At 51.0% G+C, this 15,792-nt stretch carries 15 protein-coding genes and 1 tRNA gene; 12 read left to right on the top strand and 4 right to left on the bottom strand.

Annotated elements, in window-relative coordinates; all coding sequences use genetic code 11:
• The first annotated feature begins 4 nt into the window (after window positions 1-4).
• The 6 genes from IEX57_RS15195 (at window position 5) to IEX57_RS15170 (ending at window position 5,017) form a co-directional block, all read left to right on the top strand.
• The gene (locus tag IEX57_RS15195; protein WP_188705200.1) at window positions 5-805 is read left to right on the top strand and encodes a hypothetical protein; all 801 of its coding nucleotides are present in this window, start codon (window positions 5-7) and stop codon (window positions 803-805) included.
• 121 nt (window positions 806-926) lie between these two features.
• Window positions 927-1,151, top strand: coding sequence for a DNA-binding protein (locus IEX57_RS15190; protein WP_188705199.1), 225 nt, complete (start codon window positions 927-929; stop codon window positions 1,149-1,151).
• Window positions 1,148-1,513: a hypothetical protein gene (locus IEX57_RS15185; protein WP_188705198.1), complete on the top strand. Its 366-nt coding sequence runs from the start codon at window positions 1,148-1,150 to the stop codon at window positions 1,511-1,513. Before IEX57_RS15190 ends, IEX57_RS15185 begins: the two co-directional genes overlap by 4 nt.
• Window positions 1,510-1,974 (top strand): hypothetical protein, encoded by a 465-nt coding sequence (locus IEX57_RS15180; protein WP_188705197.1) that lies wholly within the window; start codon window positions 1,510-1,512, stop codon window positions 1,972-1,974. Before IEX57_RS15185 ends, IEX57_RS15180 begins: the two co-directional genes overlap by 4 nt.
• 177 nt (window positions 1,975-2,151) lie before the next feature.
• Window positions 2,152-2,793, top strand: coding sequence for a hypothetical protein (locus tag IEX57_RS15175; protein WP_188705196.1), 642 nt, complete (start codon window positions 2,152-2,154; stop codon window positions 2,791-2,793).
• Window positions 2,794-3,088: 295 nt separating this feature from the next.
• Window positions 3,089-5,017, top strand: a complete 1,929-nt coding sequence (locus tag IEX57_RS15170; RefSeq protein ID WP_229709048.1) for an alkyl/aryl-sulfatase — start codon at window positions 3,089-3,091, stop codon at window positions 5,015-5,017.
• A 504-nt stretch (window positions 5,018-5,521) separates the two neighbouring features.
• On the opposite strand, the gene IEX57_RS15165 is transcribed toward IEX57_RS15170, so the two are convergent.
• Both IEX57_RS15165 and IEX57_RS15160 read right to left on the bottom strand, forming a co-directional pair.
• Window positions 5,522-5,597 (bottom strand) — tRNA-Lys (locus IEX57_RS15165).
• A gap of 59 nt (window positions 5,598-5,656) precedes the next feature.
• Window positions 5,657-6,598, bottom strand: coding sequence for a sugar kinase (locus tag IEX57_RS15160; RefSeq protein ID WP_188705194.1), 942 nt, complete (start codon window positions 6,596-6,598; stop codon window positions 5,657-5,659).
• Window positions 6,599-6,745: 147 nt separating this feature from the next.
• On the opposite strand from IEX57_RS15160, the gene gloA reads away from it, so the two are divergent.
• The 5 genes from gloA to IEX57_RS15135 all read left to right on the top strand — a co-directional run bounded on the left by gloA (window position 6,746) and on the right by IEX57_RS15135 (window position 12,900).
• Entirely contained in the window at window positions 6,746-7,114 is a 369-nt protein-coding gene (gloA, locus tag IEX57_RS15155) for a lactoylglutathione lyase (RefSeq protein WP_188705193.1), read from the top strand.
• Between the two features lie 63 nt (window positions 7,115-7,177).
• Window positions 7,178-8,596 (top strand): site-specific integrase, encoded by a 1,419-nt coding sequence (locus IEX57_RS15150; protein ID WP_188705192.1) that lies wholly within the window; start codon window positions 7,178-7,180, stop codon window positions 8,594-8,596.
• A 31-nt stretch (window positions 8,597-8,627) separates the two neighbouring features.
• On the top strand, window positions 8,628-10,487 hold the full coding sequence (locus IEX57_RS15145) for a hypothetical protein (protein WP_188705191.1): 1,860 nt from the start codon (window positions 8,628-8,630) through the stop codon (window positions 10,485-10,487).
• Window positions 10,484-12,496 carry a hypothetical protein gene (locus tag IEX57_RS15140; protein ID WP_188705190.1) on the top strand — a complete coding sequence of 671 codons (2,013 nt, stop codon included), beginning with the start codon at window positions 10,484-10,486 and terminating at the stop codon, window positions 12,494-12,496. The genes IEX57_RS15145 and IEX57_RS15140 overlap by 4 nt, the downstream gene beginning before the upstream one ends.
• A complete protein-coding gene (locus tag IEX57_RS15135) occupies window positions 12,496-12,900 on the top strand; it encodes a hypothetical protein (RefSeq protein ID WP_188705189.1) in 405 nt (134 codons plus the stop codon). The genes IEX57_RS15140 and IEX57_RS15135 overlap by 1 nt, the downstream gene beginning before the upstream one ends.
• Before the next feature lie 426 nt (window positions 12,901-13,326).
• Here the strand turns inward: IEX57_RS15135 and IEX57_RS15130 are convergent, their stop codons facing one another.
• Both IEX57_RS15130 and IEX57_RS15125 read right to left on the bottom strand, forming a co-directional pair.
• Entirely contained in the window at window positions 13,327-13,881 is a 555-nt protein-coding gene (locus tag IEX57_RS15130) for a TetR/AcrR family transcriptional regulator (protein WP_188705188.1), read from the bottom strand.
• A 47-nt stretch (window positions 13,882-13,928) separates the two neighbouring features.
• Window positions 13,929-14,540: a TetR/AcrR family transcriptional regulator gene (locus IEX57_RS15125; protein ID WP_188705187.1), complete on the bottom strand. Its 612-nt coding sequence runs from the start codon at window positions 14,538-14,540 to the stop codon at window positions 13,929-13,931.
• 233 nt (window positions 14,541-14,773) lie between these two features.
• On the opposite strand from IEX57_RS15125, the gene IEX57_RS15120 reads away from it, so the two are divergent.
• Window positions 14,774-15,619 carry a MipA/OmpV family protein gene (locus IEX57_RS15120; RefSeq protein ID WP_188705186.1) on the top strand — a complete coding sequence of 282 codons (846 nt, stop codon included), beginning with the start codon at window positions 14,774-14,776 and terminating at the stop codon, window positions 15,617-15,619.
• Window positions 15,620-15,792 lie beyond the last annotated feature (173 nt).

Here is a 15,792-nt window from a genome sequence, read left to right as displayed (position 1 = left end):
TTCAATGGCTGCTTTACATTCTAACCCCAATACCATCGCACCCTATGCGCTGCCGACTATTGTTTTGGGTGATGAACTGATCAAACTTGAGTTCATCATTCGGGAACGTGCTGAGGCAATCACAAAGCATAAATCCTCTGACGCTGGCGATGACGGCTTTCTTTGTGCCCTTGAAGAAGAAGAAGGGCGCGAGATCGTCGAGCGGGAGGGCATTCAATACGGGCGCATCAAACTGTATCGCGCAAATGGTTCACTGATTACCCATCGTCCGAAGCTTCGGGCGGACGGGGAATATTCACCGTTTCGCGAAGACATCTACATCAACGGGCATGAATTTGCCGGTTTTGCCAGCAACCACCTCTTTGTAATAGAGGAATCGGCAGCAAAAGCCGTCGACGCCCCCCAAACGAAAGCACTGCCCGTTGCTACCGTTCCGACGAAGGCGAAAGACACAGCACCAGTCGTAACCGTTGCCATGCCGGCATTGCTTGAAGACTCAGGCCAAATAACAAAGGGCCACGTATTTGAGCCTGAACGCAAGACCGCAGCACGCTTGGTCATTGACCTCATCGTCGCCTACATCCAGCAGATACCTGATTACCGGTTATTGCAAGCCAAGCTGATCTTCGATTACTGCATCAAGCATGCTGGCACTGCCGACTCTCCATTCCGGAAGCTCGCCGGCGAACGGGACCGCCTGGAAGTAATGCTGGGGCGCAAATCAATCGTGTTCGACACGTTCAAACGCTACGTCGCAGAGGCCAAGAACGGCAAAAAAACACAGCAAAAGAGGCTTAACCAGTAACTGCTATTTGCTGCTATTTGCTGCACCCCGCTGCGCCAACTTGCCAAGCAATCTAAAGCCATCAAAACGCATACGCCGTAATCCCACGGCAGCGTACTTTTTCTCCAGAAGGAGAATTGTGATGGCAATTAAAGTGCCCATTCCGCCTGCACTGGCAGCCGTTGCAGGCGGGCGTGAGTTGTTGTCTACCAAAGAGGCCGCGCCGCAGGTAAATCGCACAACACATACGCTCTATAAGTGGTCGCTCAACGAGAACGGTCCGATTAAGCCGGTTCGCATTCTGGGCCGGCTCGGTTGGCGCGTCACCGATTTGGCCGCGCTGTTGAATGGCGAGGTGCCGGAATGAAAAACGCCCGCCGTCGTAAGAACAAAGCGAGCGCTGGGGGTAGCACCCAGAGTATCGCACAAAGCCAGACTTCCCACTCGGCAGTGATCCGTCTTAAGCCTACCGCTCGTATGTTGCGTGCCATGTATTTCTTGCTCTCCAAACGCGATGTCACCAGCGCAGAGCTGGCCGACGCAGCAGGTTGCGCAAATGCGCCAGACATGGTCAAAACAATGCGGGATAAAGGTCTTGATGTGCCCTGCCACATGGAACGGTTCATCGACCGCGATGGCTGTACTTGTTTTCGCGGGCGTTACCACCTGTCTTCACATGATCAAGTTCTGGTGCGCCGCTGGCTCGACTTTCATCGGGGGGGCGCATGATGGGCACCGCAGACCGCGCCATTCGTGGCAAAAAAGAGGCCGCCAAGAAGATGCAAGGGCCCCGTTACTGGATTCCTGAAGAAGTGCTGGGCAGTGCTGGGTTTTGCAGCCTGGGTGCCTCAGAGCGGGCGTTGTTCCTTGAGCTCGTTTCCCAGTTGCGGGTCACACCCCACACATCTGAAATCTGCAATAACGGTGAGCTCACCACTTCGCCCACGAGGATGAAGCTGCGGGGGCTGGGTAGTAAAGCGACCGTGCGTAAAGCTGCGCGCCGCCTGGAAGAAGTAGGATTGATCCAGCAAACCCGCAAGGGTGGCCTGCATCACAGGGCCAATCTGTTTGCCCTGACTTACCTGCCGTTAAACGAGTCAGCCAAGCTCGATTTTGGTGCGGAAGGTTATCAAATGCATGCCTACCGCAAGTATCAATCGCACCTCAAACTGGTCAAGAGCAGTTCTTAACCGCCTACCTCCGCGATTAGGTCAATTCAAGGCCCCCTGAATTTCCTGTTTAGCATTCAGGAGGCAATAAATTGCTCTAATCGCGGGTTATTTGGTCTCGCCAGGCGGGGAAAAACTGCCACCTTAAATATTGTTACCATACCAGCAAGGGTCTAGGGCAGTTGATAAAGACTACCGGTGCTGGCGCTGTATGTGATTTCAATATCCGAGGCAACCATGACTACGGCCATCCAACCGAAAGACACCGCAGCCGACCCCCTGCAAACCCAGGCGATGAAAATTGTCCTGAAAGAGAATGAGGCCCTAAAAGATGCTCTAGCAAGGGTGCTGGCCACCCCGCAAATGCGGTCAATCGCCACAGCGCTGGCCTACACCACCCTCAACCAGACTGCTGATCCAACTGCCTACCTGGCCCAGTTAGATGCCCAAGTAAACGCCATTGCACAACAGGACACGTCGCTGCTGGAGGCTACTCTGCTGTGTCAGTTGAGCACGCTGGACATCATGTTCAACAACTTTGCCCTCCGTGCTTCTGAAAACACAATACCAAGCCAGGTGGACCTGTTGACCCGTCTGGCTTTGAAAGCGCAGGCCCAGAGTCGCGCAACCATCGAAGCACTAGCGGCCCTGAAAAACCCGCATCCAGTTTCATTTGTGCGGCAGACAAACATTGCGCAAGGGCCGCAACAAATCAATAACGCTGTCCCATCTTCACCGGGTAGCTCCACACAGGCAGATGCCAGGTTACTGGCGACCCAACCTCCACTTGCCCTCGTAGATCCTTTGTCAGTGAAAATGTCGAAGTCATCCACAAACTAGCCCGCTACCGATTTGCTTCATTTTGGCGAGGGAGTGGGCAAGCGACAGCTCTTTTAGCTTTCTCTTGCTTTCCATTGTCTTTCTTTGGATTGTAAAAGAAGTAGTCGTAACCCCAAGTATTTCCTAATCTGGTTTGTCGGCAAGACCTGTGCCGTCACATTCCACTCAACCGCCATGCACCGTGTGGCTGGGTTCCCGTAGCGAGAGGCAGCAAATGCCCAGGGAGGCGGGGACAATTACATGGGGAAATACGATGTCCCGCTTTTCACTCCGCCGTTCCGTACTACCGCTTACCATGATGCTCGCTTTGGCCAATGCCCTGGCTGAAGGACCCAAGCCAGCAACCAGTTTCACCAAGGCAGAGAACCAGAAGCTGCTGGACTACCTGCCGTTTGATAACAAGCAGGATTTTGATGACGTCAAACGCGGCTTCATTGCTGATTTGCCCTCGCCAGTGATCAAAGGTGCCAAGGGCAATACCGTCATTGATCTCTCGCAGTTCGATTTTCTCAAGCAACAAGGTCCGGCACCGGATACGGTAAACCCGAGCCTGTGGCGGCAAGAACAACTGCTGTCTGTGCGCGGCTTGTTCAAGGTCGTCGATGGCGTGTACCAGGTCCGCAATATCGACTTGGCCAACATCAGTTTTATCCGGGGCAAAACCGGCTGGATTGTGATTGACCCACTTACCTCTGTAGAAACCGCCAAAGCCGCGCTGGATCTGATCAACGCCAAGGTAGAAAACCTGCCCGTTACCGGCGTGATCTTTACCCACAGCCACGTAGATCACTTCGCGGGTATCCGTGGTGTGGTGAAAGAAGAAGACGTGCGCGCCGGCAAAGTGCCCGTGGTGGCGCCGGAAGGCTTTATGGAGGAATCGGTCAGCGAGAACGTGTTTGCCGGTAACGTCATGAGCCGCCGCGCCTCATACATGTACGGCAACCTGCTGCCCAAAAACCCGCAAGGCGCGGTGGGTGCGGGCCTGGGCCTGACCACGGCGGCCGGGACCATTACCCTGTTCGCCCCCAGCAAGCTGATCGAAAAGACCGGCGAGAAAATGACCATCGACGGCGTGGATGTGGAATTCCAGATGGCGCCGGGCACCGAAGCACCGGCAGAAATGCTGTTTTACTTCCCGCAGTTCAAGCTGATCGACCTGGCAGAAGACGCCACCCACACCCTGCACAACCTCTTGACCATGCGCGGCGCCAAAGTGCGTGATGCCTCCAAGTGGGGCAAAACGCTGGATACCACGCTGGATATGTGGGGCAAAGACGCCGTTGTCTCCATGGGCAGCCACCACTGGCCACAGTGGGGCAATGACCGCGTGGTCAAGCACCTGGAAGACCAGCGTGATCTGTACAAATACATCAACGATCAAGTGCTGCGCATGGCCAACGAAGGCCTCACCATGCACGAGATTGCAGACCAGTTTGTGCTGCCCGATGGCCTGGCCAAAGAGTTCTACAACCGGGGTTATTACGGCGACCTGAAGCACAACGTGCGTTCTACCTACCAGTTCTACCAAGGCTGGTGGGACGGCAACCCGGCCAACCTGAACCCGCTGCCGCCGGTGGAAGAAAGCAAAAAGTATGTAGAAATGATCGGCGTGGACAAAATGATGTCGTCCGCCAAAGACGCCTTCAACAAGGGTGATTATCGCTGGTCCGCCACCATTACCAACAAGATCGTGTTTGCCCTGCCCGACAACCAGGCCGCCAAAAATCTGGAAGCCGATGCGCTGGAACAAATGGGCTACCAGGCAGAATCGGGCCCGGCCCGGGACTTTTACCTCTCTGGCGCGCAAGAGTTGCGCAACGGCATCCAGAAAGCCGCCACCCCCAACACCAGTTCACCGGACATCATCCGTGGCATGACCACAGAAATGTTCCTGGATTTCCTAGGGGTGCATTTCAACGGGCCGAAGCTGGGCAATCACACTTACCACTTCAACCTGATTTTCCCGGATACCAAAGAGAAGTTCACTTTGTATGCAGAGAATGGGGTGTTGGGGTATGGCAAGGACAAGCAATACCCAAGCGGGGCTGATGCGACCATCACGCTGAACCGCAGTACCCTGGACAAGATTGCGTTGGGTCAGTTGAAGCTGGGCAATCTGTCTGAAACCGGCGAAGTGAAGTTTGATGGCGACAAGGCCAAATTCAATGAACTGGTGACCTACTTCGACAAGTTCGACTTCTGGTTCCCGATTGCTGCACCTTGATTCTCTAATAGCTGGCGCAACGGGGTGGTTGCCGGACTGATAACCGCAACCACCCCCGCAGCAGTCACCCCGCGCGCCAAACCAACCCACTCTGGCGCCTATTCAGGCTCACAATGGAAACTTCCTGACTCCCGAAAATTCACGATTCCGGACAAACGAACTATCACGTCAAGGAAATCTTTTTGGGCTACGTACGCACACCAGAGCAACGTGCTCTACAGGCAAGCCGAGTGAAATGCTGGGCACCGTGGCTAAAATCAACCGGGCCCAAGACAAACGAGGGGAAAAAGAAGAGTTCTGGAAATGCCTGGAAGCACGGCCTGTATTCAGCACAGCAGAAGAATACATTCAGGCTGGTGCGTGATTATTTGCGCGAGTGTCTGAAGCAATTGCCCTGACATTATTGAGGCAAATGGTGATCAAAATTTGCCTACACAGTGCCTACACAACGACACAAAAGCAAAAGGCCACTCTTTGCAGAGTGGCCTAAGTGCTTGTATTCGCTGGTGGGCTGTGAGTGGCTCGAACACTCGACCTACGGATTAAGAGTCCGCTGCTCTACCAACTGAGCTAACAGCCCAACGAGCCCGCAATACTATATAGGCATTCCTACCCTGTCAAGCGCCTTGACGCACTTTTTTACAGTTTGATGTTGGGCATGGCCTGTGTGGCAATGATGGCACCCCGGTGCTGGATCACCGTTCCGGCCAGCGTGTTGCCGGTGGCAGCGGCCTGGGCCGGGGTGTGGCCGGTCAGGCGGGCGGCGACATAGCCTGCGCCAAACGAGTCACCTGCCGCGGTGGTATCAACCACTTTTTCAACGCGCGTGGGTTTGATGGATTGGGGCGGCTGGCCAGCCAGGCGCACGATGGTATCGCTGCCGCCTTGCTTGACTACCACTTCTGCCACCGGCAGCGCCAGCGCACTGGCAAGGGCTTGTTCGGCGGAAACTGGCGTCGCGGCCATGGCGATATCGTCGTCCAGGGTGATCAGGGCGATGTCGCAGCCGGCATAGGCGCGCTGGTACCAGTGGCGGGCTTCGGTAGCGTCACGCCACAGGCGGGGACGGTAGTTGTTGTCGAAGATGACTTTGCCACCGCGGGCCCGCAATGTGGTGGCAGCCTGCAACAACCGTTCGCGGCCGGCCTCCGGCAGGATCGCCAGGCTGATGCCGCTGAAATAAAGTACGTCGATGCCAGCCAGTTCAGCCTCCAGTGGCGTGACCCCGGCCTCGAAGTACGCTTTGGCGGCGCTGGTATCGCGCCAGTAGCTGAAATGGCGCTCGCCCGTGTCATCGACCTGAATCATGTACAGCCCCGGCACGCGCCCTTTGAGTTGCTGCACAAGGCCGGTCTTGATGCCTTCTGCCTGCCAGGCAGACAACATATCCGCGCTGTGCGGATCGTCGCCCAGCGCGGTGACGTAATCGACTTGCACTGGCTGGGCTTGCAGCAGGCGCGAGAGATAAACCGCCGTGTTCAGCGTGTCGCCGCCGAAGGTTCGCCGCAAAAGACCGCCGCTTTCTTCCTGCAGTTCAATCATGCACTCGCCAATCAGGGCGACACGTTGCGGGGAACTCATGGAGATCTTCCTTGTTTATTGAATCGGCACCAGCCAGATTGTGATTGGTTATCAATTTACATGGCCCGGTACGCGCTGGCCTGATATCGTCCGGGCAAGCCCTGTTTGAGGGCGGTTCATACACTGATATACACGGAGTCATTATCCATGCGTTTGCTACACACCATGCTGCGCGTTGGCAACCTTGATCGTTCCATTGCCTTTTATACCGACGTCCTGGGCATGCGCCTTTTGCGCAAGCATGACTATCCGGAAGGCAAATTCACCCTGGCTTTTGTCGGCTATGGTGACGAAAGCGATACCTCGGTCATCGAACTGACCCATAACTGGGATACGGACCATTACGATCTGGGTAACGGCTATGGCCACATCGCACTGGAAACCGATGATATTTTCGCGACCTGTGAGGCGGTTCGTCAAAAGGGCGGCGCAGTCACCCGTGAGCCGGGCCCGATGAAACACGGCACCACGGTCATTGCCTTCGTGACCGATCCGGACGTACACATAAGTTTCTGATTCCTTGTCATTATTCTAAAGTTTGCTATATGGACACAGTAGAGTTCCTCGTCGGGAGGAAAGATGTCCAAGTCGCAAGCCAGAAGACTTCTGTTGCCGAGATTGCAGCTCACCACTGCTAGCGATCTCAATCCTGAGTCCATACTCCCCGACCACACAGGTGCTCTCCGCTATAAGCGCGAACTCCTGGACGTAAGGTCCCACAACCTTACCAACAATAGTTTCAATCACGCCCCGATCGTCATAGGCAAAAGCGGCGAAATCTGGCGTCCCGCGACCATCTACCTCATCGAACGATTTGGTAATGCAGTCAATCAAACTCATCAGATAGATACTTGCCAATCTATAGCCTCTGATTTAGCTGATTTTAGGAGGTATCTGGATGATGAAGAAATAGATTGGGACAAATTCCATAAGTCAAAATTCTACAGACCAACCTATTTGTACCGCAATCACATTATTCAAAAAATTGATTTAGGAGAAATAGCGGCATCTACCGGAAAGCGCAAAGTTAGAAACGTGATTACGTTCTATACGTGGGCCATAAATAATTCACTAATCCAACCTGAATATCCGCCTTGGGAAACAGTAGATGTTTATATCGAATACGGAAATTCAAACTCTGTAAATAGCAGGTTGGTAAAGGTTGTTTCAACCGACGTCTCCCTTAAAATTGCCAAACAAGACGACCCCTATACCGAAGAAATTAAAGACGGGGGAAGGCTTCGCCCCCTCCCAGAAAATGAGTTGAATATTCTGTTGCGAATATTATTTGATCTTGGCAATCCTGAGATGATAATAATTCATCTCGGCTTGATTTTTTGCAACGCTAGAACCCAAACGATTCTTACCCTTGATAAAGATAAATTTCTAAGGCCTCCAAGAAATGATGAACGTGAAATTAGAATGACTGCAGGGAAAGGCACTTCCGTCGACACAAAAAAAGACAAGCAGATAGTCCTGTATATGCCGAGGGAAATATATTTATTATTTCAAATATATATTAATAGTCCACGAGCCAAAGAAAGGGAGAAAAAGGCAGATATATCGGTCAGAAATCTAGTATTTCTCACCAATAGGGGGTGCCCCTATTATGAAAGAAAAAAAGATAGGGCATTATTTAAAGAGGGTGCAAAAAATGCTCAGGCCAAAAAAGGAGAAACTGTCAGACAGTACGTGAAAGATCGCATCCTGCCTCTAATGAGAAAAGAATTTGGGAAGAACTACAGTTATACGCTTCATGATTTAAGAGCAACTGGCGGAATGCTTTTATCTAACTACTGCATGGAACTTGTGAAGCAAGGGAAAATGACGTTCGAAATGGCAAGGAATTATGTAAGAGTTCGAATGGGTCACAAACTCGGGTCTACTACAGATCTCTATCTAAACTATAAAGAAAATAGAGAACTTATTCTTTCCATTCAAGAAGAATATGATGATTTTCTACATAACTTGATTAGTCCGTGTTCGCTTTTTCAATAGTATGAAATATTGTAAACGAACTCCAAATTTAATGACCATAGGTGAAGTGCCACCTATTGGTCTCGATGCCATCAAAGATCTTGTAATCGTCTTTCCAGAAATTCGTCAAAAGCTAGACGTCGGCAGAATTTGCTTTGCAGACGTTGCGCCCACTTATCGATCGAGAAATGCATTAGCTGCAATGGTAATGCACGAATCTCTCGACATTCGCCGTATAGCGGCTGTTGAAAGATATGCAAACTATATTTATCAACAAAAGAAGGCTGGAAAGCGAGAGTATACCATCAGAAGTGAAGCACACAGTTTCATCACTTTTTGTCACTGGACTGATAGAAATAGTTTTCCAAATCCTTTGGTTTCATCTGACGACGCATTGCTTGCTGCAGAAAAGTACTTCCAATTTGTTAAAAAAAGAATTGTCGCAGGAGAAATTTCTGCTGTCTATGGCAGAGGCTTACAATTTGAATGTTTGAATCCGTTGGAGTTTATTTGGGAAGAGGAAGATTTCCGCGGAAAATTGGAATTGCTATCCACCGAGTCTACATCAGAAAGGCCTGTTGAACTAAAATATGCGCTCTCGCAGTTTGGAGATCGACTTAGAACTTCGGTATCGCTATTTAATGAATTGTATGATTTTTTGATAAATTTCAAACCATTTCCACACGCTCTGAACATCCAGATCGAAGAATCCGGAGCACCCCAAAAAATATGCATAATTCCTCAACACCCTGTTTTGAAATGGCATAACCGTGAAAGCACATTTGCAGACAATGTTTACTGCAAAGAGGAATATAGAATCCGAACTGTTGATGAAATTGCACATCTCTTTAGATTCAAATCAGAAGCAAGAAAACTCGTCAAATCCACCCAAAAGGATTTAGACGAAGCCAATTCCGACCCTCGTCACCGCACAAGAATGCATTTCGCTCAGATAGCAATTTGGGCGTTTCTGGACATTTTTATTGCCGTAACTGCAATGAATCCAGCGAACGTATTCGAACTACCGTGGATTGGTGAATACAAGGTAACCAATGGGCCGGCCCGCTTCAAAAGCATAAAATATCGAGCCAATAGAAAAGAAGTACACTTTGTTTTGGCGACACAAATATTGCCTATTTTTAAAAAATATTTAGAAATTAGAAGCTTCTTCCAACCTCATGAATCTTGCAACTATCTTTTTTTTCAATCTGGTCGAAAAAAACATGGTCATTATCACTGTAACAAAATAATCTCACATTCCTCGTATTTCAAATCACTCAAATTTTTAAGTTCCGAATTGAAGAACATTACCTACCGTGATTGGCGTCGACTTAAGTCGGTCTGGGGTGTTGATCATTTTGATTCGTATTTGGTTTCCAGACTGCTGCAGAATGACGAAAGGACTCTGAAGCGAAAATACGGAAGGCCTTCCCGAACACAAGTTGCCGGTGAGCTCACAGATTTTTTCGGGCAAATCGTGATCGTATCAAATCGTGCAAAATTGGATAATGCCAGAGATATCGCGATCGGAGAATGTTCCGGCTCTCAACTCCCTGAGGAAATTTCAAAGAGCGCACCTATCTCGCCTAATTGTACTCAACCAGAAGGCTGTTTATTTTGTCGCAATTACGTCGTAATCCCAGATGAAAAGGATGTTCGAAAATTACTGAGTTGTCTCTATGTCATCAATACGACTAAAAGTTGGAATAGATCTTCAGAAGAACTTGCGGATTATTTCGACAGGATCATTTCCAGAATTAAAGAAGTCGTGAACGCAATTGGAGATATTTCTCCAGAAAATAAACAGCTAATCAATGAAATTCAACTTGAGGTCGACGACCGAGGAATGCTAGACCCATACCGGTCAGGCTCACTTGAGAGACTAATTGGATTGTGGGGGCGCCCAGCATGACACGATCATGGAATGCAGAATTAAAAAAAAGGGACTTTCTCCTCGAACGATTTGACAATTTAGAAGAAAGCAATCCAATCGTGTACGAAAACCTCAACTCGGGCGTAGCGGTCAGATATAACGATATTTCCTGGAATTTGACCGAACTTCACAGACGAAAAAAACACACCGTTATAAAATTCGATTACTGGGATAAAAAAAACCAAGATACTTTTCAAAAAAATATTATCACTCAATCAAAAAAATTAATTTATATATATTTCAAATCTCAAAAAGATCGCCGCTCTATCGATGTCATCCTAAAGTTTAGCCTCTATATTAGATTGCTTGCGTTAGAATCTTTCGAATCAGGCTGTCTGCCATCTGATATTTTGAAAAACCACACTTTAGTCGAAGATCTTTTTAAAAAGCACAACTATATTGCGTCTGCACTCCTTAATTTCATTCGTCTGCTACGTGAATTCGGAGAAACGTCAACAGGCTTTGCTGTTTTTGAAACTAAATTTGAAAAGAGGATAGTTCAATATATTGCATCATGGAAATCTGAACAACAAACCCCTCCCGTTCCTGCACGCATTTATTTATTATTGATATCTGATCTAGTTCAAGAATTTGATCGTTACGATGGGATCCGTGCTGAATTTATAGAGCACCTTAAAAATGCGCTCAGCAATCCTGTGTATGGCCGCAATAAAACAAGCCAAAGAACAATCGCTCACGATATGGGAATTACATACTACCCAACACCTGAGCTTGAAGACATGATGAGCAATGAACTTAGGCTCTACTTCCGCGACAAGAATATCCGAGAAGTTATTGGTGGACTAAGAAAAATAGCCTCCGACATCCAATTGATGTGCAAAGCTATTTTACATATATTCTCGGGCGCCAGAGGCAGCGAAATTTCTTATCTCAATTACAATTGTGCAAGAACAGAAAGAAATGGCGCAAATATATTTTGCCTTATTGATGGAATACCTGCCAAGAAGCGTGAAAAGGGAGAGCCGATTGAGTTAGTTTCATGGGTCACCTCACCAATTGGTATGCGAGCTATTAGATATGCTCAGGAAATTTCGGAACTGATTTACCGCTACAACCCTTCGGGTATAACAATTCCAGAAGATCGCTGGTTTCTTTTCCCTTCAATGGTTTGGGCGTGTAGAAATGGCCACCCTAATAAAGATCGTGGAACCAATATTAATCCGGGAGTTTTACGGGCAAAACGAGATAGCGAATGCTTCAATTTACTTTGTCCGGTCATTCGAGAAGAGGACATTGAAGAGCTTGAATCTATTGATCCTTTTCGTGCCTGGCATGAGGATCCACTTTACAAGGTTGGGAATCCATGGCCGACAGCATCGACACAACTTAGGCGCTCATTGGCTGTATACGGGACAAACTCGGGGCTTGTCGGCATCTCGAGTATCACCGTGCAATACAATCACATGGAAATCGCCATGTCTGAGTACTACGGAAGGGGTAGCGTTCACGCGAAGCGGATTCTTGCAATTGATCCCGGGCATTTCTGTCATCTTTATCAAGATGAGCAGCCGCTGGCGGAGGGTTTGAAGTTTTTAAAAGACGTTGCTGACTCTGACGAACCCGTTTACGGGCCCTATGCCCTATGGCTTCGGCACAATCTCTTTACTGAAGGGTGGGCAATCTCAACACAGTCCAGACAAGATGTGCTCAATGCCTTTCGCAAAGGCTTGATGGCCTATCAAGAAACGTTTTTGGGCGGGTGCTCTAAAGTTGGTGTTTGCACAGAACGAGCTATGCGCTCAGTGGTGGCCTGTCTTACCTGCGGTTCAGCGACTCTTACCAACGAGGTCATCCGCCGTAGCCTTGTTGATGTTGGCTTCCTGCTTTTCTTTGGTCAGATGGTGCTGAGTGTTGCCACCTACGACAACTCGTTCAGTCTGGAGTCGGCAAGCATGCAGCTTTCTGATTTTGACGCCCACTTTTTAGCTCGTTACCAATTGATCCCAGTGTGGGAGGAGCCGAAATAATGAAGCTGATCTGTTTCTGCTGCATGTGTGTTCTTGGTATTTTGCTCGCCGGGTGCTGTCCCGGCGGATGCTTCATCGCGACGGGCAAAGATGTCGAGGCATTGATCAATGCGCGCCCCTATTTGCTGCAGTGGGCCAAGGCGGATGTAACTCCAGAAAGCAGACGGATGGACTCCCGAACCTGCGGTTCAGACCTTCTCGAAACAGTGCCATATCCTGATGGCATTGCGTTCAGCCAGGACCGGATACAAAAAGAGCAGCAACCGCGGGAGGACGACAGGGCAGCGTATTCCAGGCTGTTTGATAACTGGCAGCGATGCATGCTGAAGAAAGGTTATCGATATACCGGGCAGTGCTACGACAACGAAATATCCAGGGCACTGCCTGCCTGTGGTGCGCCGTGACCTCTCTTTGGCAGACACCCCCAGCACATCGTTTAACTCTGTGGTCGCTGCTCCCGCATCTATGACCGGATTGCAACTCCCGGCCCCCGCACATGCGCTAATCGACAAGTAAAGAAAGAGCCCTGCCTGGCAGGGGCTTTTCTTTTTGTCGCGCCGATGGTTGCGATCTTCGGGATGTGGATTCTGGTTCGCCGCGCGGTGAGTTTCGATTTGAGCTATTTAAGGTTATTGCAGGTTTTGGAAGCTGGAGCGATTCTTCCAGAGGCTGGGATCTGGTTCTGACCAGGGGCGTCTCTCCAGGTTGCTGTCAGCTTTTCGGCCAAAGCCGCCGTTTGCAGCCTCCCGTGGAATCGGCTGGTATGGGGAGCGAAGCAGACCTCGTAGTGGCTACAAATACCGGCCCGATTCGCCGCGCAAAGCAGGCTTTTAGAGCGTCCAAGCCGACGTGTCGTTGAGCCGCTCGAATAACGTATTGCCTTGCTCATCCGGCAGCGGAACCCAGCCAAGCAAGTCCATGAACATCAATCCGGAAGCTGCCAGCCAGCGCAACGAAGCCACGTCGGCATCTGTTGCCTCAGACCGGATTTGAGTCAAGGCTTCGGCATGGTCATCAAGAACTTGCTGAAGCAGCTCCGGTGCCTGCACCAGGGCGGCCAGAAAGGATAAATTCACCGGCTTGGTTTCACCGCCAGATAACCCTTTCAATGCGGAGAGATGGCCATGAAGGACAGGTTCTTGGTCAGAGACTTCGGCAGCCTGGCTATATACCGTTTCCTTGATGAATTGCTGGCGGTAATCCAGCAGTGCGCCGAGCAACTCTTCCTTCGTCGAAAATTGATGGAGTAATCCACCCTTGCTCAGGCCGCTTTCGCTGGCCAAGGCGTCAAAGGTGAGCGCACCTACACCGTCGCGCGTCAAAATGGCGAGGGCCGCTTTGATGGCTTTCAGTCGTGACTGCTCTGAACGGGTGGCGTTATCCATGGTGATGGTGTGATTGCGTTGGCTGTGAAGAAGAATGTGCTCTGAAATTACTGGTTCGGTTCAACCGGTTTTTCCAGCCGGCGCCAGAGTTCGTTGTCGCTGAGTTTGTCGAACAACTGGCCGCGTTCCGCTTCGGAGAAGGGGGAGAGTCCAAAGACGCTCAACAACCCAACCCCCCAACCGGCCGCCCAGCGCAGATGGGCCAGTTCAGCGTCGGTCGTTTCAGCCTGCGTTTTAGCCAGACTGGACGCAATGCGCTTGCCCATTTCCTGCATGGCTTCAGGGGTCTCCATTAATGCTGAAAAGACCGCACGCGCCGGAGAGCGGGAGTTCTCCACCATTTCCCGCATCGTCGCGATTTGCCGCACGGTAAAGGGCTGAGTCTCATCTGGCGACTGCGTGGCAGCAAAGTCATTGCGGAACGAACGGAAGGTTTCCGCGCGGAATGCCAGGATGCCTTGCAACAGGTCTTTCCGGGAAGGGAAATGGCGCGTGACTGCCCCCTTGCTGAGACCGGCTTCCCGGGCAACCGAACCGAACGTCAGTCTTGCCGCGCCATCACGCCCCAGAACGGTAAGCGCGGCTTTGACAATCGCCCGTCGGGTTTGCTCTGAGCGCTCCTGCCTCGTCGCCAAAATCAGTCCTTGAGATGACTTCACTAGAAGAGTGCAAGCATAACTGATGCGGCTTGCCGGGGCCTAATCGGGGTTGCTCTGACGGCGCATTTTTCAACGATTTCGCCAGGTTCCCAGTCAGATTTCCGATACATTATAAAAACCGTCCAGACGGTTTCCAATTTAAATATTTTTCCGTACACTCCATCACGTATTCACCCTTGTCAGTCTCCGACCCTGCCAGCGCTCGGGGCTATCAAAACTCTTTGGGAGAGAACATGGCTATTCAGAAAACTGGTTTGCGCAACGGATGGCTCGCACCTTTTGCGATGCTGCTGGCGACCGCTGCGGTACAGGCAGCAACAGGTAGCGCCCCTGTCGCTGCAACGGCAGCAACCCCTCAGGACTTGCCTGATGACGGCCTGCATTACTCTCTGGGTTTTGGTGCTTTCGTTGCCCCGAAATACTCCGGCTCCAGTGATAATCATGTGGTCCCCGCACCCCTGATTGGTGTCCGCTACGACAGATACTTTTTCGGCACTGTGCCCGACGCCAACGTTCCGTTTGGCATTGGGGCCTATCTGTATCGGGACAAGACCTTTCGCGTTGGCGTTGCGCTCTCCGCTGACCTGGTCAAACCCCGCAAGTCATCCGATGATGCGCGCCTGACGGGCCTGCCCGATGTTGAACGCACGGCGCATGCGACTTTCTTTGCGAGCTATAACCTCGACTGGCTTTCGGTGGTGGGTTCCGCCACGCAGGATGTCGGCGGCAAGGGTCAGGGCACGACCGCGACCCTGGATGCACTGGGCAGATACCAGGTAACTGAACAGCTCACCCTGTCTGCTGGTCCCGGCGTGACCTGGGGTAGCAGCAAGAACAACCAGACCTTCTACGGCGTGACCGCCGAAGACAGCGCCCGTTCCGGACTGGCTGAATACACGCCGGGCGCTGGCCTCGCGGCAATCCGGTTCTCGGTCGGGGCGATGTACCAGCTGGACAAAAACTGGACCCTGGGTGCCCGCATCGGTGCAACTCGCCTGCCTGGCGATGTCGGCGACAGCCCGATTGTAGAAAAGAAGAACCAGATGACCTACGGCGTCTTCACCAACTACAACTTCTAAGCCGGGAGCGCAGCCAGATTGGGCTCTAAATCTGGCTGCAGTGATTGCGCTGTCGAACCGTCTGCAGGTCAATCCATGCCGAGTATGTGCCGTCACCCGCGATACCACCGACTCAACACTACCTTGCGATATCTCGCGCTATTGGCCATGTCATGCATGACCAGCGCTTGTGG

The sequence above is a fragment of the Silvimonas iriomotensis genome (assembly GCF_014645535.1).
In the GTDB taxonomy this organism is placed as follows: Bacteria; Pseudomonadota; Gammaproteobacteria; order Burkholderiales; family Chitinibacteraceae; genus Silvimonas; species Silvimonas iriomotensis.
Note: the sequence above shows the minus strand (reverse complement) of the source record. Positions and strands in the feature narration are given on the sequence as shown.